The organism is Streptomyces luomodiensis, from assembly GCF_031679605.1.
Classification (GTDB): Bacteria; Actinomycetota; Actinomycetes; order Streptomycetales; family Streptomycetaceae; genus Streptomyces; species Streptomyces luomodiensis.
Genome location: NZ_CP117522.1, coordinates 8,427,586 through 8,452,915, shown reverse-complemented (window position 1 = coordinate 8,452,915; position 25,330 = coordinate 8,427,586). Strand labels below are relative to the sequence as shown.

The following is a 25,330-nucleotide window of genomic DNA, read 5'->3' as shown; positions in this document are numbered from 1 at the left end:
TGGCCGGGGCCGGCCTCGGGGCCGACCGGCGGTGGCCGGGGACAGACCCGGACGACCGCCAGTGGCCGGGGACGGCCGGCGGTCGCCGGTGGCCGGGGCCGGCCCCGGCGGCGCGGCCGGCCCCGGAAGCGCCGCCGTCAGCCGACCCGCAGCGCCTCGGCCCGGCGGTCGGCGCAGGACCGGGTGGCCTTCGGTAACTGGGCGTGCGCCACGTCCCGGATCACCGGGTGCGCGAAGGCGTAGCCCGTGCCGTCGCGGTCGCGCACCAGCAGGTCCCGCCGGGTCAGGTCGTCCAGGCAGCCCCGTACCACCTCCACGGTGTGGCAGCCCAGCGCGGCCACGGTGTCCGGCACGATGGGCCCGGACACCAGCGTGGCCTCCTTCAGGATCTCCTTCTCATCCGGCGCGAGGCGGTCGAGGGTGGCGGCGACCACCCGGTAGATCCGGGCCGGCAGCCGGCCCTCCGGAGCACCGTCCGGCTCGTGCAGCCGCTGCCGGGCGAACTCGATGGCGAACATGGGGTTGCCGCCGATCCGGTCGAACAGCTCCGGGGTCAGCCCGGCGCCGTCGCCGCCGTCCTCGCGCCGCAGCACCGACCCCCACAGCTCCCGGACCGCGTCGTCGGTCAGCCGGTCCAGCGTGATGGTGGTGGATGCCTGGGAGCACAGACGGCGGGCGAGCTGCGGCCGGGCCGTGGAGATCAACAGCAGCGGGATGGCGGCGACCCGCCCGGCGAGCAGGCCGAGGAACCGCGACAGGTCGTCGTCGGCCGCGTGCAGGTCCTCCACCACCAGCACCACCGGGAGTTCCCCGGCGATCCGGACGAGCAGGTCGACGACGGCGGCGTGCAGTACGCCGGTGTCCGGCCCGCCGCGTGCCCGGCCGCCCGGGGCGAACAGCGGGAGCAGGTCGCGGGTCAGCGACCGGGCCGCCGGTTCCTCGCCGAGCAGCGCGCTCACCGCGGCGGTCACCTTGGCCTCGGCCTCCTCGGGCGTGCAGCCGTGGGCCAGCCCGGCCCAGGAGGCGACCAGTCCGGCGAGCGGGTCGGCGGTGGCGGTCCGCAGGCCGTGCACCGTGCCGGTCCGCAGCACCCGGGCCCGGTCGGGGCCGCGCCGGATCAGCCGGGCGAGCTCCAGCACCAGACGGCTCTTGCCCATGCCCGCCTCGCCGACCAGGGTCAGGATCCGCCCGCGCCCACGCCGCACCACCTGGTCGAAGTGCTCCTGGAGGATCATCAGATCGTGGTCCCGGTCGACCAGCGGCGGCCGCGGGATGTCGACGGGGCACGGGGGGTCGCCGCGCAGCCCGGTCGCGTGCCACAGCGGCGGGCCGGCCGGCGAGGAGTACGGGGCGAGGTCGTGGATGAGGTCGGCGCCCCCACTGCGCCGGGTCGCCTCGCAGATCCACACCGAGTCCGGCGGCAGCGACCAGACCCGGCGCAGGCAGATGTCGATCGCCGGGCTCACCACCTCCGGCGCCGCGCCGTGCGTCTTGATCAGGACCTCTTCGGTGTTGACCGACAGGCGCACGGTGGCCGGCCGGGGGCCGGCGTCCTCCCGGGCGGCGAAGCGGTCGCGTACCGCCAGCCCGGTGCGGACCGCGGCCAGCATGTCGTGTTCACCGGTGCGCGGGACGCCGAACACCGCCTGGACCGCGGAGCCGGTGCAGCACACGACGGTGCCCCCGGCGGTCTCCACCTCGGTGCGGACCGCGGCGGCCAGGTCGGCGAGCAGGTCGTCCACGTCCTCCGGGTCCACTTCGGGGCCGAGGTCGAACGAGGTGGTGAGGATGGAGACGAGCTTGCGCTCCCCGGTCGAGGCGGCCGGTCTGGGGGACGGCGCGGCCTCTTCGGCCCCGGCCCGGTGGGCGGTCGGCTCCCGGTCCGGGACGGCCTCGACGGCCGGTGCCGGGCGGGCGTGCGCGGCGCCGGGGAGGGTCAGCCGCAGCTCGGGTTCGGTGGCCGGGCGCAGGGACACGTCCTGGGCGAGGATGCGGGACTCCAGCTCGCGCAGCTCCCGGGTGGGTTCCAGGGCGAGGTCGTCCATCAGTACCTTGCGGGTCCGGTGGTAGGCGCGCAGCGCGTCGACCTGTCTGCCGCAGCGGTACAGCGCGATCATCAACAGCCGGCAGGCGCGCTCCCGGTGCGGCTCCGCGGTGACCAACTGGTCGAGCTCCGCCACGTGCTGGTGGTGGCGGCCGGCGGCGATCTCCGCCTCCAGGTAGTCCTCCAGGGTGGTCAGCCGTTCCTCCTGGAGGGCGGCCAGCCGGGGCCAGGTGATGCCGGTGTCGGTCAGGTCCTCCAGCACCGGGCCCCGCCACAGGTCGAGCGCCTCACGCAGGGTCCGGGTGGCCTCGGCGCGCCGGCCGTCGGCCAGCGCCTGGCGGCCGGCCCGGGTCAGTCGTTCGTAACGGAGCAGGTCGACCATGCTCTCGTCGACCCGCAGAAGGTAACCGGGTGAGTGGGTCAACAACGCGCAGGACGGGGCGAGGTCGTGTTCGGCGAGCACGCTCCGGAACCACGACACGGTGTTCTGGAGCATCTTGCGCGCGGTCGAGGGGGCTCCCTGGGGCCAGATCACTTTGATCATCTGACTGGTGGCGACCACGTCGTTCGCATGCACCAGCAGGTAGCCCAGAACCGCGCGCTTCTTGGGGCCGCCCATCGGCAGTATGGCACCGTCCCTGACCACCTGGAGCGGGCCGAGAACGTTGAATCGGACATCGGTCCTGGGTTTCGGCATCGCACGGAGTCGCCGGTCCTGCCGCCTTTCGAGCATCACCTGAATCCCCTATCGGAGCGCCATCAAGACAAAATCGCTCGCCGCGGACGAGAGTCGGGGCGTCGGTAAGCGGGCTTGCGTGACCCAGGGGTCGGCGGTGCTGCAGCAGAGCCCACAGGGGCCGATCAGGCGGGTTTCCCGGGCTGAACCCGCGCGTATGCGGAATCTGTCGATATCACTTGCAGCCCTCCACGGACTTCGGCATCAGACGCTACGTCGATCTTAAGTCGAACGTTTTAGAGAAATCACTAAAGCCGAAGGGATAGGCGAGGCTCCTGATAGATGGATTGTTGGCCAAAAACAATCTGTACGCCAGGATATTTTACCCGCACTTGGCATAGCGGAGTGCTCAACTACCACTTGTTTTACATGCGTCGGCGATACCCGCTTCCGGGGCCGGAACCGGCGGAATTCTCAGGAGTCTTCGAGAGGATTTCACGATCGGGCGAACTCGTCCCGCACGGCTTCGATCTCGACGGTGCGGGTACCACGACGAGCGAGTTGCAGCGTGAGGGCGACGGCGGAGAGGAGCGAGACGAAGACGCTGTAGCCGATGACGACGGTGCGCAGGCCGAGCGTGGGGGTGAGCAGCCCGGCGAGAAGGCACGGCGCGCCGAAGGCGAAATAACTGATCAGATAGACGGTCGACAGCAGCCCGGCCCGGTCGGCTTCCGGCGCTTCGGCGAGGATGAGCCGCAGCCCGCCTTGAAAACCGCCGCCGAAACCGATCCCGCCGACGATGTTGCCGAGGAACATGAGCCAGAGCTGCCCGGTCTGGACGGCGGCGAGGATGAGCAGGGGGCCGATGACGAGTGCGATGGCACCCGTGATCATGACATGCCGGGCGTCCAGGCGCTGCCCGGCCATGCCGGTGAGGGCGCCGACCCCGGTGACGCAGGCGATCGCCAGGCCGCCGACGACCGCCTGTGGGGCGTCGAAGATCCCTCGCACGAGGGTGGCGCCCATGCCGAGATAGAGGCCGGCGAGTGCCCAGGAGGCGAGCATGCAGCCGAGCACGGCGAAGAACACTGGACGCACCGGGGCCGGGAGACTGAGGGTGGGCCGCAGGGAGGCCAGCGCACCGGGGCGGCGGGGGTGGCGCTCCGGGAGGAAGAAGGCCAGCACGCCGAGCACGATGACCGCGACCGACAGCACCACGAAGACGAGCCGGGTGGGGTCCGGCTCGAACTGGACGAACACACCGCCCAGCAGCGATCCCACCGCCAGGCCGACCGGCGGCAGCGCGCCGTTCAACGTAGCGGCGAGCCGGCCGCCATGGGGCGGGGCGAAGTCCAGCAGGGCGGCGCCGAGGGCACCGATCCCGAGCGCCATCGCCGCCCCTTGGAGGGTCCGCGCCACCAGCACCGCGCCGACGCCTCCGGCGAGGACGAGGATCACGAGGGCTATCAGCGCGAGCAGCGCGGCAGCGAGTATCACCGGCCGGCGACCGGTGTGGTCCGACAGCGACCCGGCCGTGATGAGGACGATCAGCAGGCCTACGACGTATATCGCGAACATCAGGCTCAGCACGCCCGGCCCCAGTGACCATTCGGCCTGGTAGAGCGGGTAGACCGGCGAGGGCGCGGCGACCGTCGCGGTCAGCGTCACCAAGGTCACGGCCGAGAGGGCGAAGCCGTAGGCATGACGTCGTCGGCTCCTTGTCGCGCCAGGGTTCACAGCCTCTGTCGTCGTTTCCGCCATCTCCGCCGTCGCTCCATTCCGTGTGCTCCTGGCCGCCTCGTAAATGTACACCGTGAACAGATAACGGCTTCTGCGGTGCCAGGCCGGCGGAAGGGGGCGGCCCCGGGGCAGCGGCGGAGCCCGGTCCGTGCGGGTGTGTGATGCCGCTAGGCGCGGGGTGAGGCGCCGGCTCCCGCGAGGGCCACGTCGACGACGGACCGGGCGAAGTCCTCGGTGAGCGTGCCGGTGAGTCCGGGCATGAGAAGACGGTTGTAACAGGCGCCCCACATCATGTCGACCATGACCGTCACGTCGATGTCGGCGGGGATCTCGCCGCGTTCCCTCGCGGCGTTCAAGATGCCCAGGACGGCGTGGCGACGGGGCGCGAAGTAGCGTTCCCGGATCGCCTCGGCGAGGTCGGCGTCGATCTGTGCGGCGCCCAGCAGTTGCGCGAAGGCGGGACCGGCCGGCTTGCTCGCCAGGAGCCGGGCGAAGGTCCCGAGGACCTCATGCAGGTCGCGGCGGACGTCGCCGGTGTCGTGGAGGGCGAGGTCGTTGTGGAAGGTGTCCGTGAAGGCGTCGAGGGCGAGCGCGCCGCGCGAGGGCCAGTGCTTGTGGACGGTGACCCGGCTGACCCCGGCGCGGCGGGCGACGCACTCGATGGTGAAGCCGGCGATCCCGGCCTCGAACAGCGTCTGGGCCGCCGCCCGCAACACGGCCTGCCGCACCTCCTCGAACGGGCGCCGGCCACGCCTCACCGGGGGCCGTGTGGGCACGGCACCGGGGCGGTTCGCGGGAGCACTCATCGTGGGGATGGTACTCCCGCGGGCCGGGAGGGGTACGGGGTCGCGGTCGACGCGGCCACGCGCCCGTGCCGGCCGTCTCGCCGTCCGGCTCAGGTGACGGTGGTGGCCCCGGTGAGGACGGCGAAGCCGATGTAGGCGAGGGAGACGGGGACGCCCCAGCGCAGGGCGTGCTTCTGGAAGTCGCCGAGCTCGGCCTTGACGAGTCCGAGCAGGACCCACAGGGGTGCGCTGGTGGGGCCCATCATGTGGAGGATCTGGCCGATGGCGCCGGCCCTGGCGATTTCGTTGGCGTCGATGCCGTAGTGGGCGGCGGATTCGGCGAGAACGGGGACGACGCCGAACCAGTAGCCGTCGTTGGACATGAAGAAGCCGAGCGGCAGGGCGAGGACGGCGGTGAACAGCGGGATGAGGTTGCCCATGGAGTCGGGGACGACGGCCAGGGCGGCATCCGCCATGGCCTTGATCATGCCGGAGTCGGTCATGATGCCGGTGAACACACCGGCGGCCAGGACGAGGATCATCACGGGGACGGCGTTGGCGGCCTGACGCTTGATGAGTTCCTGCTGGTCGCCGATGGTGCGGATGTTGATGAGCAGGGCGATGACGAACGCGACCATGAACAGCACCAGGAGATCGGCGACCTCCAGGACGAGCAGCACCATCAGCAGCACGGTGAGGGCGGCGTTGCACCACATCCGCCAGTCCGCCCGCACCGGCTCGAAGGCTTCTCCCGAGGCGATGTCGAGCCGGTAGGCGGCGAGCTTCTCGGCGTCGATCTTGTGCCGCTCGCGCAGGCCGAGCCAGTAGGCGGCGGCCATGATGGCCAGGCTGGTGAGCGCCATGGGGGCGATCATGTGGACGAAGTACTCGGTGGCGCTCAGGTGCAGCACGCTGATGCCGCGGGTGGCGGCTCCGCCCCAGGGGGTGGTGCCGGAGATCGTGCCCAGCGCCATCGCGGAGAGGGTGGCGAGGATGAGGGGGTTCATCCCCAGGCGCCGGTAGATGGGCAGGAACGCGGAGCAGACGATCATGTAGCTGGTGGTGCCGTCACCGTCCAGCGCGACGCACAGGGCCAGGACCGCGGTACCGACGCAGATGCGGACCGGATCGCCCTTGGAGGCACGGACGATGGCCTGGCAGACGGGCTCGAAGAGCTTGCACTCCATCATCAGGCCGAAGTAGAGGACGGCGAACAGCAGCAGCGCCGCGGTGGGTGCGACGGTGTCCAGACCGTTCATGATCATGTCGCCGAGCTTGGCGCCCTTGCCCGCGATCAGGGCGGCTGCGATCGGGGTCAGCATGATGGCGGTGAACGCGGAGAGGTGTTTCCGCATCACGAGCAGCATGAAGCTGCCCAGGGTGGCGAAGCCGAGGACGGCGAGCATCGTTGCTCCTAGGGGCAGGGCGGAGGGGCCGCCACGGTCGTGCGGCTTTCTGTACGGCGGTCCGGGCGGGCGCACGGTCGCGGCGGGCAGTGGCCCGCTTCCGATGTCGGGGGTGCGCTGGTCGGGCTGGGGCTTCCGGCGGCGGTACGGGAAGGGAGGGCGGCTCGCCGAGCTTCCGGCAGACCGGTTAACCGGATTGCCGGTAGGTAACTAGAATCCAGCCATCACGTCAATACCGACGTGAGGGATTCACCGCCTAAAACGCGGAACCCTCACCGGGGACGGACGGCCGGAAACGCGATACTTCCAGCCTCGCCGCATCTGGTTGACCGGTTAACCGGATGCTTCTACAGTGGCGGCACGGCACCACAGCGAACGTTGCCGCCCCCCACCTCGGGCCTTCTCCCCCGTGCTTTCGCGGCGCGTCACCGCGCCGGCCGGAGCGGGCCCGCGGTCGGGACCCTTCCCGGTCCCCGCCTACCGGAAGAGGAAAGAACCCGGTGATCGAACCCCATCCCCTGGTCGCCATGATCCACGCCGTGCCCGCCGCGACCCGCATCGCCCAGGAGGCGTTCACACGGGAGTTCCCGCAGGCCACCGTGTGGAACGTGTTGGACGACCGCCTGCTGGACGAGGCCCGCGAGGCCGGCGGCCTCACCGACGCGCTGCGCCGGCGCATGCTCCGCCTGATCGGGCACGTGATGGACGGCGGCGCCCAGGGCCTGTTGCTGACCTGCTCCTCCTACGGGGAGGTCGTGGACACCGCCCGCGCGCTGTGGAACGTGCCCGTCCTGAAGTCCGACGAGGCGATGTTCAAGGCCGCCCTGGCCGGTCCGTACCGGCGCATCGCCGTCGTCGCCTCCACCCCGCCCGCCGTCCCGGCCGCCGTGGCCCAGCTCGAAGCGCTGATCCCGGTGGCCCGCCCGGACCGCCCGGTCGACCTCGTGACCGCGCTGAGCGAGGAGGCGGCCGTCGCCGCCGACGCCGAGTCCACCGCCCGCCACCTGGCGAACGCCCTGGACGCGGCCGGGGGCTCGGACGCCGACGCGGTGCTCCTGGCGCAGTACTCACTGACCCCGGTGCGCGACGCGCTCGCCGACCTGGTGGGCGTGCCGGTGCTGGACGGTGCGGGCGCCGCCGCCCGGGAACTGCGCGGCCTGCTCACCTCCGGCGCGGGACGGCCGGCCACCACCGCGGCGGTCGCACCGTGACGGCGCGGCTGCCCTGGCCCCTGGCCTACACCGTCTCCGGCGACGACTGCGCCGCGCCCATGCCGCTCGGATTCGGCGCGCCCCTGGCCGAAGCGGTCCGCCGGCTGGCCGAACTCGGCTATGACGGAGTGGAGGTGCAGGTCCGTGACACCACCGCACGCGATGCCCACGCCCTGGCCCGGACCGCCGAGACGGCCGGTCTGACGGTCCTGGGCATCGGCACCGGACCGGTCGCGGCCCAGGACCGGCTGACGCTGACCGACCCGTCGCCGGACGTACGCCGGCACGCCCTGCACCGTCTGCTGGGCGCGGCCCGCCTCGCCGGGGAACTCGGGGTGCCGGTCACCCTCGGCCAGACCCGCGGCACCTTCCTGCCGGGACTGGCGGACACGCAGCGCACCTGGGCCGAACGCGCCGTGGCGCAGCTGGCCGAGGAGGCCGCCGCCCGCGGCAGCCGGCTGCTGCTGGAGCCCCAGTCGCGCGCCAACACCTCGCTGTGGCACACCCCCGACGAGGCCCTCGCCGTCATCGGCTCGTTCGACGCCCCGGCCGGGCTGGTGCTGGACACCCACCATCTCGACGCCGAAGGCGTCGATACCGTCCGGGCCGTCGCCGAGCACGCCCCCGTCACCGGCTGCCTCCAGCTCGCGGCGCCCTCGACGCGGGGCCCCCTGACCCTCCGCGACCCCCGGCTCCCGGCCCTGCTGAACGCGCTGCGCACCGGCGGTTTCACCGGCTGGCTGACCTTGGAGCACACCCAGGACGGCGACAGTCCCAGGGCCGCCGCCCGCTCCTGGACCGCGCTGGCCGATGCCGCGGCCGCGCTGTCCTGATCCGTCCCTCCCGACCGCCCACCACCCTGTTCTGAGAGGAACCCGCACCATGAGCACCACGACCTACCGCCTCGGCGTCCTCGAAGGCGACGGCATCGGCCCCGAGATCGTCCCGTCCTCCGTGGAGATCGCCACCGCCGCCGCCCAGGTCGCCGGCGTCTCCGTCGACTGGGTGACCCTGCCGCTCGCCGCCACCGCCATCGAGACCCACGGCACCCCGGTCCCCGAGGAGACCAAGGACGCCCTGGCCGGTCTGGACGGCTGGTACCTCGGCCCGCACGACTCCGTGTCCTACCCCGAGCCGCACAAGTCCGCGCTCAATCCGTCGGGCACCCTGCGCAAGCACTTCCAGCTCTTCGCCAACATCCGCCCCGCCAAGAGCTTCCCCGGTGCCGAGGCCGTCTGCGGCAACGCCGACCTCGTCATCGTCCGGGAGAACACCGAGGGCTTCTACGCCGACCGCAACACCTTCGCCGGCACCGGCGAGTTCATGCCCACCCGCGATACGGCGATCATGATGGGCATCATCACCCGCGAGGCCACCGAGCGGGTCGCCCGCGTCGCCTTCGACCTGGCCCGCTCCCGCCGCAAGAAGCTCACCATCGTCCACAAGGCCAACGTCCTCAAGCTCACCACCGGCCTGTTCCGCACCGTCTGCCAGGAAGTCGCCGAGGACTACCCGGACGTGGCGGTCGACGACTTCCACATCGACGCCATGACCGTCCACCTGGTGCGCCGTGCCCAGGACTTCGACGTCATCGTCACCGAGAACATGTTCGGCGACATCCTCTCCGACCTGGCCGGCGAGATCTCCGGCTCGCTCGGCACCGCCCCCTCCATCAACGCCTCCGCGACCACCGCCATGGCCCAGGCGTCCCACGGCTCCGCCCCCGACATCGCCGGGCAGAACATCGCCAACCCGGTCGCCATGATCCTCTCCGGCGCGATGCTCTTCGAGTGGCTCGCCGCCCAGCACGGTGACGAGAGGCTCGCCACCGTCGCCAGGCTCATCGAGAGCGGCGTGGCCGCCGCCATCGCCTCCGGCACCTCCACCCGCGACCTCGGCGGCTCCGCCTCCACCACCGAGTTCACCGCCGCCGTCATCAAGGCCATCACCGCCGGCGCCGGCCAGAACTGACCCACCCGCTCCGGGGCGGGCCGACTCCGCCGCCCGCCCCGGACCGCACGCTCCCCCGCACGCCCGAGGAGAAGATCCCCGACCATGACCCTGCGCATCGGCTGCATAGCCGACGACTTCACCGGCGGCACCGACGTCGCCGCCGCCTTCCGGCGGGCCGGCCTGCGCACCGCCCTGGTCTTCGGCACCCCGGACACCACCATCGCGCTGCCCGATGACTGCGACGCCGCCGTCATCGCCCTCAAGTCCCGCTCCACACCCGCCGACGAGGCCGTCGCCGACTCCCTCGCCGCCCAGCGCTGGCTGTGGACCAAGGGCGCGGCACAGATCTACGTCAAGTACTGCTCCACCTTCGACTCCACCCCCAAGGGCAACATCGGCCCGGTCACCGACGCCCTCATGGAGACCGCCGGGTCGAGCGTCACCCTGCACTGTCCGGCCTCCCCGCCCAACGGCCGCACCGTCTACCAGGGGCATCTGTTCGTCCACGACCAGTTGCTGTCCGACTCGCCGCTGCGCCACCACCCCCTCAACCCCATGACGGACTCCGCCCTGGTGCGCCTGCTGTCCGCGCAGACCCGCCATGCGGTGGCCCTGATCGACTGGGTCACCGTGCGGGAGGGGGTCGAGGCCGTGCGCGAGGCGCTGGTGGCACACCGGCACGCCGGCGTCCGGCACGTCATCGCCGACGCCCTGACCGACGACGACCTCGCCGTGCTGGGTGCCGCCGCGCTCGAACTGCCGGTCGTCGCCGGGGCAGCGGGCCTGGCCGAAGGGCTCGGCCACGCCTACCCCGGCACCGGACCGGCCGCCGCCGAACCACTGCCCCGCGCGGGCCGCGCCGCCGTCCTGGCCGGCAGCTGTTCCGCTCGCACCCTGGAGCAGATCGCCCAGTTCTACGCCGCCGGCCTGCCCTCCCGCCACCTCGACGTCCTCGCCGCCGCCACCGGCCGCGACGTCACCGGCGAGGCACTGGCCTGGTACGACGAGCAGGATCCCGACCTGCCCGTGCTGATCTATGCCTCCGCGTCGCCGGAGGAACTCGCCGCCGTACAGGCCCAGTTGGGGGTCGCCGAGGCCGCCGCGCAGGTGGAGGAGCTGCTCGGCACCCTCGCCTCGCACCTCGTCGAGCGCGGCGTACGCCGACTCCTCGTCGCGGGCGGGGAGACCTCGGGCGCCGTCACCACGGCCCTCGGCGTCCGCGCCGTCCTGGTCGGTGCCGAGGCCGACCCCGGCGTGCCCTGGACCTACGCCACCACCGAGGCCGGTGACCTCGCCCTGATGCTCAAGTCCGGCAACTTCGGCGCCCCCGACCTGTTCACCCGCGCCCTGCCCAGCACGGCCGAGGAGGCCACGTGACCACCTACCCGGACGCATCGGCGGCCCGCGCGCTGATCGTACGCACCGCCCGCTCCCTGTTCGGCCGCGGCCTGACGCACGGCTCCACCGGCAACCTCTCCGTCCGCCTCGCCGACGGCAGCCTCCTGCTCACCCCCACCGGTTCCAGCCTCGGCACCGTCGAGGAAGCCGAACTCTCCCGCACCGACCTGAACGGCACGCACCTCGACGGTCCCCGGCCCACCAAGGAGGCGTTCCTGCACGCCGCCTTCTACCGGGCCCGGCCCACCGCCCACGCGGTCGTGCACCTGCACTCCACCCACGCCGCCGCCGTCTCCTGCCTGGCCGACGTGAACCCCGACGACGTCCTGCCGCCGCTGACCGCGTACTACGCCATGCGCGTCGGAACCCTTCCGCTGCTCCCCTACCACGCCCCCGGCGACAGCGGCCTGGAACCGCTCGCCGAGCGGACGGCCCGCACCCACCACGCCGTCCTCCTCGCCAACCACGGTCCCGTCATCGCCGGCGCCACCCTGGAACAAGCCGCCGACGCGATCGAGGAACTCGAGGAAACCGCCAGACTCCACCTCCTCCTGCGAGGACACACCACCCGCCCCCTCACCCCCGAACAGGCCGCCGCGCTCGCGCCCCCGTCCCCCTGACGGCCGGATGACACAGGAGCGCGGCAGCCCCAGCGAAGGAGTCCCACCATGCCCGAGACCGTCACCCCCCTCCCCACCGCCGACCTCGTCGACCAGTACGGCGCCGATCTGCGCGTCTGCGACCTCCAGTTCCGCCAGTTCGGCGGCCATCGCGGCTTCGCCGGGCCCGTCCGCACCGTCTCCTGCCACGAGGACAACGGCCTGCTGCGCGACCTGCTGCGCACCCCGGGCGACGGAGGCGTCCCCGTCGTGGACGGGGGCGGCTCCCTGCGCACCGCGCTGGTCGGCGACCTCATCGCCGGCGCCGCCCAGGACAACGGCTGGGCCGGGCTCGTCCTCCACGGCGCGGTCCGCGACAGCGTCGCCCTCGCCGGTCTCCGGCTCGGCATCAAGGCCCTGGGCACCATCCCCCGCAAGAGCGCCAAGGACGGCGCCGGAGCCGTCGACGTCCCCGTCACCTTCGGCGGGGTCACCTTCCGCCCCGGCGACATCCTGCACGCCGACGACGACGGCATCGCCCTCCTGGGGGCGTAGCGCCATCCGGAGTGCTAGGCCGCGGCCGGGTCCTCCGGATGTCTTACGGCCTTCTTCACCGCCCGCTCCACCTCGAATCTGCTCAGCCCGGCGGACGCGGCGTGCTCCGTCACCGCCGCCTGCGCCCGCTCCGCCGCCACCCGCCATCGCTCCCACTGGGCCTGGCGCTCATCGCCGTCCAGTCCGGAGAGCCGCTGATGCTCGGCATCGGAGGATTTTTGCAGCTCAATCAGCTCATCAGTCACCAGATCAGACATGAGATCGATTCTAGAGAAACCGTTCGGGCGGGAAGCGTCAGCCGGGAGGCGTACCGGCAGCGCGACGACACGGGGGCGGCCGCTCGCCGGGTCCGGCGAGCGGCCGCCGTCGGGTCATGGGCCGGCGGTCAGACCTCGACCACCGGTGCCTGGAGTTCCGTCACCCACTCCTCGCGGTCCTCGGGGCACTCCAGGCTGATCTCCCGGGGATAGCCGGCCGACCGGTAGCCGTTGCCGTCGATCCAGCGGGCCAGGGCCTGGGCCGTGGGCACCACGGTGTCCATCGGGCCGCGGTGGACGATGGTCGCGGCCCGCTCGACCGGCGGCAGGTCGAGGACCCGGATGTCGTCTCCTTCCCGGAGCGGGGCGGAGACCTGGACGGCGGCGTGGACGGTGATGGCGCCGCCGCCGTCCGGGGCGTCCTCGTAATAGGCGACACCGGGGCCCGTCGGGGTGATGCCCGCCGCGTCGAGGCGCCGGAACAGCTCGTCGTAGAGGGGGGAGATGACCGGGCCGATCTCCTGGGGTTCGAAACTGGCGGCGGTCGCGGTGAGCTCCGCCACCCGCACCGCCGGGACCTTCTTGATGACGACGTCGTTCGTGGGCATGTGTCCCTCGCTCTCGATCGACCGGAGCCTCGCCTCGACCTGTACCAGCCGTGCCGCCGCGGCGGCCGCCGCGGCCGCCAGCTCGGCCCGCCGCAACCGGAGCATGCCGCGCAGCTCCTCGGTGCCGACCTTCTCGTCCACGATGGCCCGCACCTGCTGGAGGGTGAAGCCGAGCTCTTTGAGCGCGATGACCCGGTTCAGGCGGCTGAGCTGGGCGGCCGAGTAGTACCGGTAGCCGGTGGCGGGGTCGACATGGGCCGGGCGCAGCAGTCCGGTGGCGTCGTAGTGACGCAGCATCCGGACCGAGACACGGCCGTGCCGGGCGAAGTCTCCGATGGTGAACATGGTGTCTCCGAGTTCAGCGCCTGACACGGTGTGAGGGTCAACAGGACGGCGGAGAGCCCCGGCCGCCCATACCGGGCGCGCGGGAACCGGCTCCGCATGGCCACCGCCGTCGCACCGCTCATGTCCCCTGGGTGCCCAGTGTGGCAGGCCCTGGCCCACGGGCCGGGACCGTGCGCGGCAGCACCACGGGCACCGGGTGGCACCGTTTGGCGCCATACGGTGCCGCGCTGGCACCATCTCGCGCCCTCGAAGGCGCATGGGCACACCTGGCGCCACCCTGCCCCAGGTTGACCTCTCCACATTTCCGCAGGTCAGAGCGGGTCAGGGCGACAATCACCCACGCCCACTGCCAGCAAGACGCCACTCGGACTTGCGAGTGGCGCCATTGTGGTGCCATCATGGCGTCATGGACCTCACCCCGTATGTCGACAACCTTCGCCGCGAACTGGCGGTGGCCGCCGAAGCCGGCGGGGAAGACGCCCGCGAGCTGGCCGAGCGGCTCACCGCTCCTCTGGAGTCGGCGACCCGTCTGACCATGCTCAACGTGCTCTCCGCCGCTATGGACGAGATCACCCGCGAACTCGCCCCCGGCTCGGTCGACGTACGGCTGCGCGGACTCGACCCCGACTTCGTGGTGACGCCGCCGCCCGCCGACGGCGGCCCCGCCGAAGCGGCCGCCGCGCCCGTCGAACCGCCCAAGGCCCAGGTGCCCGCCGAAGGCGACGAGGGTGGCACCGCCCGCGTCAATCTGCGGCTGCCGGCCCACCTCAAGGCGCGCGCCGAGGAGGCCGCGAGCCGCGAGGGCCTGTCGGTCAACGCGTGGCTGGTGCGGGCCGTGTCGGCCGCGGTCGACGGTGGCACGCGGCCGCGTACGACGACGGAGAGGACCCGCACCGTCGGACAGAGCTTCACGGGCTGGGTGCGCTGACCGCGTCCGCGCCCGCGCCACAAGAGAACGGCACTTCACCCACACCACGTCCCACCAGCGGGGACGCCCCAAGGACCCATGAGGACGGTACAGCCATGCCTTCTTTCGACACTCCCGAACCGATTTCGGTCACCGCCCGCGTGGACGCCGGTTCGCTCCGCTTCACCGCGAGCGACCGCCTGGACACGGTGGTCGAGGTGCGGCCCCGCGACCCGAAGCGGGACAAGGACGTACGGGCCGCCGAGCAGACCGAGGTCTCGTACGCGAGTGGCGTCCTGACCGTCAGGACGAAGCTGCGCCGCCTCGTCGGGCCCTCCGGCGCCGTCGATGTGACGGTCGACCTGCCCACGGACTCGCGCGTCGACATGACCGGCTCCGTGGTCCAGGTGCTCGGCGAGGGCCGGCTCGGCGAGGTCCGGATGAAGACCTCGTCCGGTGACGTCCGCCTCGACACGACCGGGCCGCTCCGGCTGACCGCCGCCCACAGCTCGATCACCGTCGACCGGATCGAGGGCACGGCGGAGGTCACCACCAGCTTCGGCAGCCTGCGCCTCGGCGTCGTCGACGGCCCCGCCGTCCTGAAGAACTCGCACGGCAACACGGCCGTCGCCGCCGCGACCGGCGACCTGCGGGTGAGCGGCGCCCATGGCGACATCGACATCGAGCGCGCCGAGAGCTCGGTGACCGCGACCACTGCCCACGGCGCCCTTCGGGTCGCCGACGTCGCCTGCGGCACGGTCCAACTGGAGACCTCCTACGGCGCGATCGAGGTCGGCATCCGCGAGGGCACCGCCGCCTGGCTCGACGCCGCCTCCGAGCGCGGGCAGGTGCGCAACTCCCTCGCCGACACCGCACCCCCGGCGGAGACCGAGGACACCGTCACGGTCCGCGCCCGGACCCGCTGGGGCAACATCGACGTGCGCCGCGCCCGGCCCTGAGCGCCGATCCCGCCGGCTCGCCCACGCCACCCCACTCCACACGCCCCTTCAGCCTTCAACGGGAGGGCTCCATGCGTTCATCTGTCATGCCCACATCCATCAACGCGGCCGCCGCCCCCGCCGTCTCCACTGCCGATCTGCGCAAGTCCTACGGCGACAAGACCGTGCTCGACGGCATCGATCTGCGCATCCCGGCCGGGTCCGTGTTCGCGCTGCTCGGGCCGAACGGCGCCGGCAAGACCACCACCGTGCGGATCCTGTCCACGCTCATCGCCGCCGACGGCGGACAGGCCCAGGTCGCGGGCCACGACGTCGCCACCTCCCCGGACGGGGTGCGCGCCGCGATCGGCGTCACCGGGCAGTTCGCCGCGCTCGACGACCTGCTCACCGCCGAGGAGAACCTGCTCCTGATGGCCGATCTGCTGCGCCTCGGCAAGCGGGAAGGGCGCTCCCGCGCACAGGAGTTGCTGGAGCGGTTCGGCATCGCGGACGTCGCGCACCAGCGGGCCGCGACCTTCTCCGGCGGTATGCGGCGCCGGCTCGACATCGCCATGACACTGGTCGGCGACCCGAAGGTGATCTTCCTGGACGAGCCGACGACCGGGCTCGACCCGCGCAGCCGCCGCACCATGTGGGAGACGGTTCGCTCACTGGTCGCGGGCGGTGTCACCGTCTTCCTCACCACCCAGTACCTGGAAGAGGCCGACCAGTTGGCCGACCGGATCGCCGTGCTCGACGGCGGCCGGATCGTCGCCGAGGGCACCGCCGACGAACTCAAGGCGCGGATCCCCGGCAGCCATGTACGGCTGCGCTTCGACGACATCGCCGAGTTCGAGCGCGCGGCCGACGCCTTCCCCGGCGCGGCCCGCGACGACGAGAACCTCGCCCTGCGCGTGGCGGGCGACGCCGGCGTCGACGCGCTGCGCGCCCTGCTCGGCCGGCTCGACGCCGCCGGCAGCCGGGCCGCCGCCTTCTCCGTGCACACCCCCGACCTGGACGACGTGTTCCTCGCCCTGACCGGCGACGGCAGCACCGGCACCGCCCTTCACACCAAGGAGACCCCGCGATGAGCACCCTCGCCCACGCCGTGCACGACTCGAAGACGATGCTGCGGCGCAACCTGAAGCACGCCCTGCGCTATCCCGCCGTGTCCCTGGGCCCGGCCATGATGCCCATCCTGATGCTGCTGCTGTTCGTGTACGCCTTCGGGGACTCGATCGGCGCCGGCCTGGGCGGCGGCCGGGACGCGTATCTGGAGTATCTGACGCCCGGCGTCATCATCATGGGCGTGGCGGCCGGGGCCATGTCCACCTCGATCGCGGTCTGCCAGGACATGACCGAGGGCATCATCAACCGCTTCCGCACCATGAACATCACACGCTCGTCGTTCATGACGGGCCATGTCATCGGCAGTGTCATCACCACGGTGGTGAGCCTGGTCCTGGTGGTGGGGGCGGCACTCGCGCTCGGCTTCCGGCCGGACGCCGACCCCCTCGAGTGGCTGGCGGCGGCCGGGCTGATCGCGGCCATCGCGTTCGCCGTGGCCTGGCTGTCGGCGGCCCTCGGCCTGATCTCCAAGACGGTCGAGTCCGCGAGCAACAAGCCGCTGCTCATCCAGTTCCTGCCGTTCCTCGGCTCGGCGTTCGTGCCGGCCGACTCGATGGCCCCGGGCCTGCGCTGGTTCGCCCAGAACCAGCCGTTCACGCCGATGACCGAGACGCTGCGCGGGCTGCTCACCGGTTCGGAGATCGGCTCCAGCGGCTGGGTCTCGCTCGCCTGGTGCGTGGGCATCACCGTGATCGGCTACGTCTGGTCGCGTTCGCTGTTCAACAGCACCACCAGGTGATTTTTTGCCGTACCGGCAACACGCTTCGCGCTTTCGCGCGGCAGGCTCGCATGGTTGCCGTGGAGGTGGTCGAGGTGATCGACGAGCTGAAGAACGGCTATGACGTGGTGGTGATCGGCGGTGGTGCCGCGGGACTGAGCGGGGCGCTGATGCTGACCCGGGCGCGGCGGTCGGTGGTGGTGATCGACGCGGGAAACCCGCGCAACGCCCCGGCTTCGGGGGTGCACGGACTGCTGGCCCGGGACGGGATGCGGCCGGCCGAGCTGGTGGAGCGGGGCCGGGCCGAGGTCCGCGGCTATGGCGGTCAGGTGGTGTCCGGCGAGGTCGGTGAGGTGATCCGCGAGGAGACCGGGTTCCGGGTGACCCTGACCGACGGCCGGGCCGTCCGGGCGCGCCGGCTGCTGCTGGCCACCGGACTGGTCGACGAGCTGCCGGACGTCGCGGGGCTGCGGTCCCGGTGGGGCCGGGATGTGCTGCACTGTCCGTACTGCCACGGCTGGGAGGTCCGTGACCAGGCCATCGGGGTGCTGGCGAGCGGGCCGATGTCGGTGCACCAGGCGCTGCTGTTCCGTCAGTGGAGCGACGACATCACGTTCTTCTCGCACACCATGCCGTCGCCGTCCGGTGAGGAGGCGGAGCAGCTGGCCGCCCGTGGCATCCGCGTGGTGGACGGCGAGGTGGCGTCCCTGGAGGTGGTCGGGGACCGCCTCACCGGTCTGCGGTTGAGCGACGGCACCGTGGTGGAACGGGAGGCCCTGGCCGTCGCGCCCCGGATGGTGGCGCGCACCGGCTTCCTGACGGCGCTCGGGCTGCGGCCGGTGGAGCATCCGAGTGGCGCCGGTGAGCACATCCCGTCCGACGCGACCGGCCGCACCGACGTGCCGGGGGTGTGGGTCGCGGGCAATGTCACCGATCCGGCCGCCCAGGTCGGTGCGGCCGCGGCCGCGGGCGCGACCGCGGCCGCCCATATCAACGCCGACCTGATCGCCGAGGAGACCCGGCAGGCCGTCGCCGCCCGAGCCCGCGGCGACCTCGCGTTCTCCGCCGCGGCGGAGTCGCGGGTCTGCGAGGCGGTGCTGGGCGACCGTCGCCACGGCCTGTGACGGCGGTCGCGCACGGCCACGCCCCGTCGGCGGCACGGCCACATCCCGCCGACCCGCACGGTCACATCCCGCCGGGGGCCGGGACCGCCGGCGGGATGTGGCCGTGCCCGCCGTCGGACGGTGTCAGTAGACGGTGAGGCCGTAGGCGCTCAGCACCTCCTGGATCGGCTGGTAGAAGGTGGTGCCGCCCGAGGCGCAGTCCCCGGAGCCGCCCGAGAGAATGCCGATGATCTTGCCGTCCGCGTAGAGCGGACCTCCGCTGTCGCCCGGCTCGGCACAGATGTTGGTCTGGATCAGGCCGTACACGATGTCACCGCCGCCGTAGTTGACGGTCGCGTTGAGCGCGGTGACCTGTCCGCACTGGACACCGGTCGTGGCCCCGCGGCGGCAGACCTGCTGGCCGACGTAGGCGGTGGCGGTTCCGGTGAGGTCGACGGTGCCCGCGGTGCCGGGGTGCGGAACGGCCGTGTTGGTGTACCGGACGATGCCGTAGTCGTCGCCCGGGAAGCTGGTGCCGGTGGTCGGGCCGACCGGGGTGGTCAGGCCGGAGCCGGTGTACCAGGTGGAGCTGCCATCGGTGCAGTGGCCGGCCGTGATGAAGTAGTACGAGGCCCCGCTCTGCACATTGACCCCCACGGAACAACGCAGACCCGCGGAGTAGACCCCGTCCCCGCCCGAGAGGAGGGTCCGCAGCGGACCGCCGAGCCGCTCGACGGTGACGGCGCCGCCGAAACGCCCGGCGGTACGGTCGAGCCTGGCCAGATCGGCTCCCCGGACCGTGGAACCGACGACGACCCGCAGCGTTCCGGTGCGCTCGTCCACGGTCCAGGCGGTGCCCGGGATACCCAGGGACTCCACGGCCGAGGCGGCTGAAGCGGCCGGGGCGGCGCCGGGCCCGGACGGGGCGGTGGGCGCGGAGGAAGCGGCCGCGCTCGTGCCGACTGATGCGAGGGCGACCGTGACGAACAGACCGGACAGCGCGGCGATCAGCCGGCGACGTCTCCCGGAGCGGCGTGCTGTTCTCACCCGAACCTCCTTGACATGGACGTCAGTTGGTCCAACCGCCTCATTGTGCCCGTGGCCGGGCGGACGCGGAACCCGGCTTCCCGAGGTCCGGCTCTCCCCGCGACCAGCCCGGAGTCCGGAGCCGTACGGGCGTACGCGGATCGGCCGGCCTCGTGCCCGCGTAGGCTGGTGCCGGGCAGGGAAACGCCATGTCCGAATCCCGCCAGCTTTCCGTCCCCGGACGACGCATGCTGGGAGCCGCGCACCACAGAACGGCGAGAAGAGAGGGACCCGCCATGACGGTCCACACGACGATCGACAGCCCGCTCGGCCGGCTGCTGCTGGTGGGCGAGCGGTCCGCCACCGCGCCGGGGGGCACCGCGCTCGTTTCCCTGTCCGTGCCCGGCCAGAAGGGCGGAGCCGTCGTCCAGGACGGCTGGCGCGAGGACGCCGGGGCGTTCACCGAGATCGTCTCCCAGCTGCGCGCCTACTTCGACGGCGAGCGCACCCGCTTCCACATCGAGTGCGTGGTGGGCGGCACGGACTTCCAGCGCAGGGTCTGGGAGGCGCTGGAGACCATTCCGTACGGCACGACCGTCAGCTACGGCGACATCGCCCGGCAGATCGGCGCGCCGCGCACGGCGGTCCGCTCCGTCGGCACCGCGATCGGCCGCAATCCGCTGCTGATCGTACGGCCCTGCCACCGTGTCATCGGCGCCAGTGGCGCGCTGACCGGCTACGCGGGCGGACTGGAGCGCAAGGAGCGCCTCCTGGTCCACGAAGGCGCCCTCCAGTCCGCCTGAGCACTCGCGGAGCCCCCGTATGAACGCCCTGATCCCCCGCCCACGGCTCGAGGTGGCCCCCGGCGCCGTCCATGTGCCGGGCTGGCTCACCCTCGGACAGCAGCGGAAGCTGGTCACCGCCTGCCGGGGCTGGGCCACCGGCCCCGTCCCGATCCGGCACACGCGGCTGCCGCGCGGGGGCGTCATGTCGGTGCGGACGGTGTGCGTCGGCTGGCACTGGCAGCCCTACGCGTACACCCGCACCGCCGACGATGTGAACGGCGCCCGGGTCGCCGCGTTCCCGGACTGGCTGGTCGAGCTGGGCCGTCGCGCCCTGGCCGACGCGTACCAGGACGAGACGGCAGGTGACGGGTACACCCCCGACACCGCGCTGATCAACTTCTACGACGCGCAGGCGAAGCTCGGCATGCACCAGGACAAGGACGAGAGGTCGTCCGCCCCGGTGGTCTCGCTCACCATCGGCGACAGCTGCGTCTTCCGCTTCGGCAACACCGAGACCCGCACCAAGCCGTACACCGATCTCGAACTCGCCTCCGGCGATCTGTTCGTCTTCGGAGGTCCCTCCCGCTACGCCTACCACGCCGTGCCCAGGATCCTGCCCGGGACCGGCGATCCGGCCACCGGGCTGACGTCCGGTCGGCTGAACATCACCCTGCGGGTCACCGGCCTGGCCGACACCGAGCCGACCGACAACGACCCGGCCGACACCGGCCGCCGGGCTCCCGGGCCCCTCGGCTCATCCGGCGGGTGAGGCCAACCGCAGCACACTCCCCTCCCCGTTGGCCGAGAGGAGCAGGGCCCCGTCCGGGCCGACGGCGAGTCCGGCGAACTGGCGCGGACGGCCGGGGACTCCGGGGACCGGCTCGGGTTCGGTGCGGGTGATCCCGGGCGGCAGGCCGACCGCCAGGTTCTCGGCGTCGATCCTGCTCTCTCCGGTGGCGAGCGAGATCGCCCGCAGCCGCCGGTGCGCCACCTCGACCGTGAACAGCTCGTCCCCGCGCACGGCCAGGCCCTGCGGTTCGCCGAGCCCGTCCACGACGACCACCGCCGCGCCGTCGTCCTCCAGCCGGAGCACCGCGCCGCGCCGGTCGTCGCTGACGTAACAGCGCTGTCCGGCGTCGAAGGCGACATCGAGGGGGTGGTCGAGTCCCTCGGCGAGCACGCTGACGGTGTCGGTGTCGTCGATGCGCAGGACGCGGCCGGCGCCGGTCTCGGCGACCACCAGGGAGCCGTCCGGTCCGACGGCGATTCCGGTGGGCCGGTCCAGCCCGGTCGCCCGGACCCGGGTGGTCCTGCGCACGGGGTCGTAGGTGCGCACGTCGCCGAGTTGCGAAGTGAGGTGCAGCAGGCCGTTGTCGGCGGTGACGTTGTGCACGGAGTACATCAGCTCGCGGGTGACGACACCGGGCTCCGGCCCGCCCTCGTCGAAGCCGGAACCGGAGGCGGCGTCGGAGGCCGAGTCGGGGTGGGGCGCGGAGACATCCGGGCTCGCGATGCTGAAGTGGTCGGCCGCGTACACCGTGCCGCCGAGGTCGACCGTGATGCCGAAGGGTCCGTCGAACCCCCGGGGGACCACCACCCGGGTCCGGCCGTCGGGAGCCAGCTCCGCGATCCCGCCACTGGCGTAGCTGGAGACGAACATCCGGTTCTCGTGGTCGAACGCGGCGTTGTCCAGCCCCGCGATACCGGTGGCGACGACCGACCGCGCCCCGGTGGCCAGATCGATGCGGGTCACCAGCCCGGCCATGCCACGGGAGAGGACGACGAGGACGCCGCCCCGGTCGAACCGCACCGCGACCGGGTCGTCCACCTCCTCGGCGACCAGCTCGGGCACCCCTCCGTCCGGTGGTATCCGCCAGACCTGGTTGCGCATCATCTGGGGGTAGTACAGACAGCCGTCGGGACCGAGCTGCATCGCGTTGCCCAGGGCCAGTCCGTCGGTCAGTACCGCGGGGTCCCCGCCGTCCGGGAACAGTTCCATCAGACGGCCGTTCATCTTCATCTCGTTGACGAAGAGGCGGTCGCCGACGCAGGTGATGCCGTTGGGGACCGCCACCTGGTCGGAGACGAGCGTGTACGCGCCGTCGGCGCTGCGCCGCCACACCCGGCCGGGGGTCAGATCGGCGATGTACATCGAGCCGTCCGCCCCGAAGGCCAGGTCGTCCGGCGCCTCGACGGGGCCGTCGAGCGGCACCACCACATCGATGTCGCCCGAGGCGGGGTCCACGGCGCTGATCTGCCCGGCGAGGAACTGCGCCACGTACAGCCGTCCGTCGGGGCCGAAGGTGACGCCGTTGGATCCCCACAGCCGGTTCGCCCGGGTGAGCCGTCGCACCTCCAGACGGTCGCTCGTGGCCTGCAGGTGGCCGGTGTCGTCGAACCGGCTGGGGTGCATCGTCGCTCCCTGTTCTGGTCTGGTGTCCGCGGTCCGGTCAGCGTTTCCCCGGAGTCAGATGACGAGCACGTCGTCCATGCCGCCCTCCGCCCGCCAGCGCCTGAGCAGGGCGTGGAAGGCGATCGGCCCGTCGCCGAACGACTCGCTGCGCTCCCTGGGCATGCCCTCGTTGTTGTAGTAGCCGGGGGTGCACTCGGCCTGGAAGGCGTGCAGGTCCGCGGCCTTCTCACGGATCGTGGCACACCAGGCCGCCTCGGCCACGGCGGTCGGCTCGACATACCGGGCCCCGCGCTCGCGCGCCTCTGCGAGCACCTCGGCCACGTGGATCGCCTGCTCATCGAGGATGTGCACATAGTTGACGGCGCTGGCGTTCTGCAGCGGGCCGAGCTGGAAGAGGTTCGGGAAGCCGTGGCTGTAGAAGCCGTGCAGCGTCTTGGGGCCGTCGCGCCAGGATTCGGTCAGGGTGACACCGCCGCGTCCGTGCACCGGCAGGAGTCCTGAGGTGACGCCGGAGACGCCGACCTCGAACCCGGTCGCGAAGATGACGCAGTCGACCTCGTACGCGGCCCCGCCGACCACGACGGCGTGCTCGGTGATGCGCTCGACGCCCCCGTGGTCGGCCGTGTCCACCAGCGTGACGTTGGGCCGGTTGAAGGTGTCGAGATAGGTGTCGCTGAACGTGGGCCGCTTGCACATGTACCGGTACCAGGGCTTGAGCGCCTCGGCCGTCGACGGGTTCGCCACGACGGAGTCCACCCGGTCGCGGATGGCGTTCATCTTCTGGAAGTCGGCGATCTCGTAGAGGCGCTCCCGCTCCTGGGGCGGGAGACCGGCATAGCTGTCGGTGGGAATGAGCTTCTGCTGGAGCCGCGCGGTGCTCGTCCAGCCGTCGCCGACCAGGTCCTCGTCCACCTGGCCGCCGGTGACCACGGTGAGGAAGTTGTCCCTGCGGCGCCGCTGCCAGCCGGGCGTCAGCGATGCGGCCCACTGCGGATCGGTGGGGCGGTTGCCGCGCACATCGACCGAGGACGGCGTGCGCTGGAACACGTACAGATGCTCGGCGTCCCGCCCCAGGTGCGGCACCACCTGGATGGCGGTCGCTCCGGTGCCGATGAGGGCCACGCGCTTGTCGGCGAGCCGGCTCAGGCCGCCGCTCGCGTCGCCACCGGTGTAGCCGTAGTCCCAGCGGCTGGTGTGGAACGTATGCCCCTTGAAGGTCTCGATCCCGGGGATGCCGGGGAGTTTCGGCCGGCTGAGTGTTCCGCTGGAGATCACCACATAGCGCGCCCGGATGCGGTCGTCGCGGTCGGTGTGGACGATCCACTCCGACTCGGCCTCGTCCCACCGCAGTGCGGTCACCTGGGTCTGGAAGCAGACGTCGCGGTAGAGGTCGAAGTGGCGCCCGATCGCCTGTGCGTGCTGCCGGATCTCCTCGCCCGGCGCGTACCGCCACGTCGGTACGTAGCCGATCTCCTCGAGCAGGGGCAGGTAGACGTAGGACTCGATGTCGCACTGGATCCCCGGATAGCGGTTCCAGTACCAGGTGCCGCCGAAGTCCCCGCCCTGTTCGATCATCCGGATGTCCCGCACACCGGCCTGCCGCAGCCGGGCGCCCGCGAGGAGACCGCCGAACCCGCCACCGATGACGGCCACCTCGACCCGGTCGGTGAGCGGCGCGCGGGTGAAGCCGGTGTCCGCGTACGGGTCGTCTGCGTAGGCACCGAACTCTCCCGTGACGCGCCGGTACTGCTTGCTGCCATCGGGGCGGATGCGGCGGTCGCGCTCGGCCCGGTACTTCGCGCGCAGGGCATCGGGGTCGAAGCCCAGCTCCGCCGGGTCCGGGGAGCCGGCGGTGGACGGATGGCGGGGGGTGGACATGGGCCGTCCTCTCCTGGTCGGTGACGCGGTGTCAGCCTCACAGAAACTTTCTCACTGTGCAAGATTTCCCATTGAGCAAGAAGTGACCCGCAAGAACCGGCCTTTCCCGTATCCTCGACCGCGATGAGTACCGGCCTGCGTGAGCGCAAGAAAGCGGCGACCCGCCAGGCGTTGCACGACGCCGCCGTGCGGCTGGCCACCGAGCACGGTGTCGAGAACCTCACGGTGGAGGCCATCGCCGATGCCGCCACCGTCTCCCGGCGCACCTTCTCCAACTACTTCGCCAGCAAGGAACAGGCGCTGCTGCACCAGGACCGGGCGCGCACGGCCCGGCTGGTCGAGCTCTTCCGCACCCGCCCCGCGGAGGAGTCCCTGATGACGGCGCTGCTGCGGGCCGCCGAGCAGCACGCCGCCGAGGACGCCCCGGACCCCGCGCGGGAGGAGCGCTACCGGACCCTGCGGCTCGATCCGTCGCTCCTCCCCGAGGTGGTGGCCACCTACGCCGCCGCCGAGCGGGGTTTCGCGGAGGCCGTGGAGGAGCGCCTGCCCGCCGGGCCGGACGGGCCGCTGCGCGCCCAGGTGCTCGCCGCGACCGTGCTGGCCGCCCTCCGTGTCGTCGGGCAGGCCGCCCTGGAACGCGGGGAGTGCGACCCCGTGGACCTCCTCCGCCAGGCCGTCGACATCACCCGTGAGGGGTTCCGCTGATATGTCCCCGAAGGGGATCGAACGTGGCTGGATCTGAGCGGTTCCCGCACCGCCCGTCGGACCGGTACCGGACCGTCTCGGGGCAGCCTCGATAGCCAACGTCTATCGAGATGATCGATTTCATATCTTGGCTCTTTGGACCCGTCCGGTCT

General features: G+C 72.2%; 23 protein-coding genes. 14 read left to right on the top strand and 9 right to left on the bottom strand.

Annotated features, from left to right (window positions below; translation table 11 throughout):
* Positions 1-137: 137 nt before the first annotated feature.
* The 4 genes from PS467_RS35690 to PS467_RS35675 all read right to left on the bottom strand — a co-directional run bounded on the left by PS467_RS35690 (position 138) and on the right by PS467_RS35675 (position 6,651).
* Positions 138-2,741: an ATP-binding protein gene (locus PS467_RS35690; RefSeq protein WP_311038682.1), complete on the bottom strand. Its 2,604-nt coding sequence runs from the start codon at positions 2,739-2,741 to the stop codon at positions 138-140.
* A 474-nt stretch (positions 2,742-3,215) separates the two neighbouring features.
* Positions 3,216-4,397: an MFS transporter gene (locus PS467_RS35685; protein ID WP_311038681.1), complete on the bottom strand. Its 1,182-nt coding sequence runs from the start codon at positions 4,395-4,397 to the stop codon at positions 3,216-3,218.
* A 230-nt stretch (positions 4,398-4,627) separates the two neighbouring features.
* Positions 4,628-5,266, bottom strand: coding sequence for a TetR/AcrR family transcriptional regulator (locus PS467_RS35680; RefSeq protein ID WP_311038680.1), 639 nt, complete (start codon positions 5,264-5,266; stop codon positions 4,628-4,630).
* 89 nt (positions 5,267-5,355) lie between these two features.
* Positions 5,356-6,651, bottom strand: a complete 1,296-nt coding sequence (locus PS467_RS35675) for a CitMHS family transporter (RefSeq protein ID WP_311038679.1) — start codon at positions 6,649-6,651, stop codon at positions 5,356-5,358.
* A gap of 500 nt (positions 6,652-7,151) precedes the next feature.
* Here PS467_RS35675 and PS467_RS35670 point away from each other — a divergent pair, with 500 nt between their 5' ends.
* The 6 genes from PS467_RS35670 to rraA all read left to right on the top strand — a co-directional run bounded on the left by PS467_RS35670 (position 7,152) and on the right by rraA (position 12,367).
* Positions 7,152-7,862 (top strand): aspartate/glutamate racemase family protein, encoded by a 711-nt coding sequence (locus tag PS467_RS35670; protein WP_311038678.1) that lies wholly within the window; start codon positions 7,152-7,154, stop codon positions 7,860-7,862.
* Entirely contained in the window at positions 7,859-8,695 is an 837-nt protein-coding gene (locus tag PS467_RS35665; RefSeq protein ID WP_311038677.1) for a sugar phosphate isomerase/epimerase family protein, read from the top strand. The genes PS467_RS35670 and PS467_RS35665 overlap by 4 nt, the downstream gene beginning before the upstream one ends.
* 49 nt (positions 8,696-8,744) lie before the next feature.
* A complete protein-coding gene (locus PS467_RS35660) occupies positions 8,745-9,833 on the top strand; it encodes an isocitrate/isopropylmalate dehydrogenase family protein (protein ID WP_311038676.1) in 1,089 nt (362 codons plus the stop codon).
* Between the two features lie 84 nt (positions 9,834-9,917).
* Entirely contained in the window at positions 9,918-11,192 is a 1,275-nt protein-coding gene (gene otnK / locus PS467_RS35655; RefSeq protein ID WP_311038675.1) for a 3-oxo-tetronate kinase, read from the top strand.
* Positions 11,189-11,833, top strand: a complete 645-nt coding sequence (gene otnC, locus PS467_RS35650; RefSeq protein ID WP_311038674.1) for a 3-oxo-tetronate 4-phosphate decarboxylase — start codon at positions 11,189-11,191, stop codon at positions 11,831-11,833. The genes otnK and otnC overlap by 4 nt, the downstream gene beginning before the upstream one ends.
* Positions 11,834-11,881: 48 nt before the next feature.
* Entirely contained in the window at positions 11,882-12,367 is a 486-nt protein-coding gene (gene rraA, locus PS467_RS35645; RefSeq protein ID WP_311038673.1) for a ribonuclease E activity regulator RraA, read from the top strand.
* Positions 12,368-12,381: 14 nt separating this feature from the next.
* Here the strand turns inward: rraA and PS467_RS35640 are convergent, their stop codons facing one another.
* Both PS467_RS35640 and PS467_RS35635 read right to left on the bottom strand, forming a co-directional pair.
* A complete protein-coding gene (locus tag PS467_RS35640; protein WP_311038672.1) occupies positions 12,382-12,624 on the bottom strand; it encodes a hypothetical protein in 243 nt (80 codons plus the stop codon).
* 128 nt (positions 12,625-12,752) lie between these two features.
* Positions 12,753-13,577 carry a MerR family transcriptional regulator gene (locus PS467_RS35635; RefSeq protein ID WP_311038671.1) on the bottom strand — a complete coding sequence of 275 codons (825 nt, stop codon included), beginning with the start codon at positions 13,575-13,577 and terminating at the stop codon, positions 12,753-12,755.
* A gap of 406 nt (positions 13,578-13,983) precedes the next feature.
* On the opposite strand from PS467_RS35635, the gene PS467_RS35630 reads away from it, so the two are divergent.
* From PS467_RS35630 to PS467_RS35610, 5 genes are all read left to right on the top strand, one after another.
* Entirely contained in the window at positions 13,984-14,505 is a 522-nt protein-coding gene (locus PS467_RS35630; RefSeq protein WP_311038670.1) for a toxin-antitoxin system HicB family antitoxin, read from the top strand.
* Positions 14,506-14,600: 95 nt separating this feature from the next.
* Positions 14,601-15,443: a DUF4097 family beta strand repeat-containing protein gene (locus tag PS467_RS35625; protein WP_311038669.1), complete on the top strand. Its 843-nt coding sequence runs from the start codon at positions 14,601-14,603 to the stop codon at positions 15,441-15,443.
* Positions 15,444-15,529: 86 nt separating this feature from the next.
* Positions 15,530-16,513: an ATP-binding cassette domain-containing protein gene (locus tag PS467_RS35620; RefSeq protein WP_311040063.1), complete on the top strand. Its 984-nt coding sequence runs from the start codon at positions 15,530-15,532 to the stop codon at positions 16,511-16,513.
* Positions 16,510-17,289 carry an ABC transporter permease gene (locus PS467_RS35615; RefSeq protein WP_311038668.1) on the top strand — a complete coding sequence of 260 codons (780 nt, stop codon included), beginning with the start codon at positions 16,510-16,512 and terminating at the stop codon, positions 17,287-17,289. Before PS467_RS35620 ends, PS467_RS35615 begins: the two co-directional genes overlap by 4 nt.
* A 50-nt stretch (positions 17,290-17,339) precedes the next feature.
* Positions 17,340-18,392 carry an NAD(P)/FAD-dependent oxidoreductase gene (locus PS467_RS35610; RefSeq protein ID WP_311038667.1) on the top strand — a complete coding sequence of 351 codons (1,053 nt, stop codon included), beginning with the start codon at positions 17,340-17,342 and terminating at the stop codon, positions 18,390-18,392.
* A 123-nt stretch (positions 18,393-18,515) separates the two neighbouring features.
* Here PS467_RS35610 and PS467_RS35605 read toward each other — a convergent pair whose 3' ends face one another.
* Entirely contained in the window at positions 18,516-19,418 is a 903-nt protein-coding gene (locus tag PS467_RS35605) for a S1 family peptidase (protein WP_311038666.1), read from the bottom strand.
* A 275-nt stretch (positions 19,419-19,693) separates the two neighbouring features.
* Here PS467_RS35605 and PS467_RS35600 point away from each other — a divergent pair, with 275 nt between their 5' ends.
* Together PS467_RS35600 and PS467_RS35595 are read left to right on the top strand one after the other, a co-directional pair.
* Positions 19,694-20,200, top strand: a complete 507-nt coding sequence (locus tag PS467_RS35600; RefSeq protein WP_268975813.1) for a methylated-DNA--[protein]-cysteine S-methyltransferase — start codon at positions 19,694-19,696, stop codon at positions 20,198-20,200.
* Positions 20,201-20,219: 19 nt separating this feature from the next.
* Entirely contained in the window at positions 20,220-20,951 is a 732-nt protein-coding gene (locus tag PS467_RS35595) for an alpha-ketoglutarate-dependent dioxygenase AlkB family protein (RefSeq protein WP_311038665.1), read from the top strand.
* Here PS467_RS35595 and PS467_RS35590 read toward each other — a convergent pair.
* On the bottom strand, positions 20,937-22,595 hold the full coding sequence (locus tag PS467_RS35590; RefSeq protein ID WP_311038664.1) for a hypothetical protein: 1,659 nt from the start codon (positions 22,593-22,595) through the stop codon (positions 20,937-20,939). The two genes, PS467_RS35595 and PS467_RS35590, sit on opposite strands and share 15 nt — an antisense overlap.
* A gap of 54 nt (positions 22,596-22,649) precedes the next feature.
* The gene (locus tag PS467_RS35585) at positions 22,650-24,473 is read right to left on the bottom strand and encodes a flavin-containing monooxygenase (protein WP_311038663.1); all 1,824 of its coding nucleotides are present in this window, start codon (positions 24,471-24,473) and stop codon (positions 22,650-22,652) included.
* Positions 24,474-24,596: 123 nt separating this feature from the next.
* On the opposite strand from PS467_RS35585, the gene PS467_RS35580 reads away from it, so the two are divergent.
* Positions 24,597-25,178 carry a TetR/AcrR family transcriptional regulator gene (locus tag PS467_RS35580; RefSeq protein WP_311038662.1) on the top strand — a complete coding sequence of 194 codons (582 nt, stop codon included), beginning with the start codon at positions 24,597-24,599 and terminating at the stop codon, positions 25,176-25,178.
* Positions 25,179-25,330: the final 152 nt, after the last annotated feature.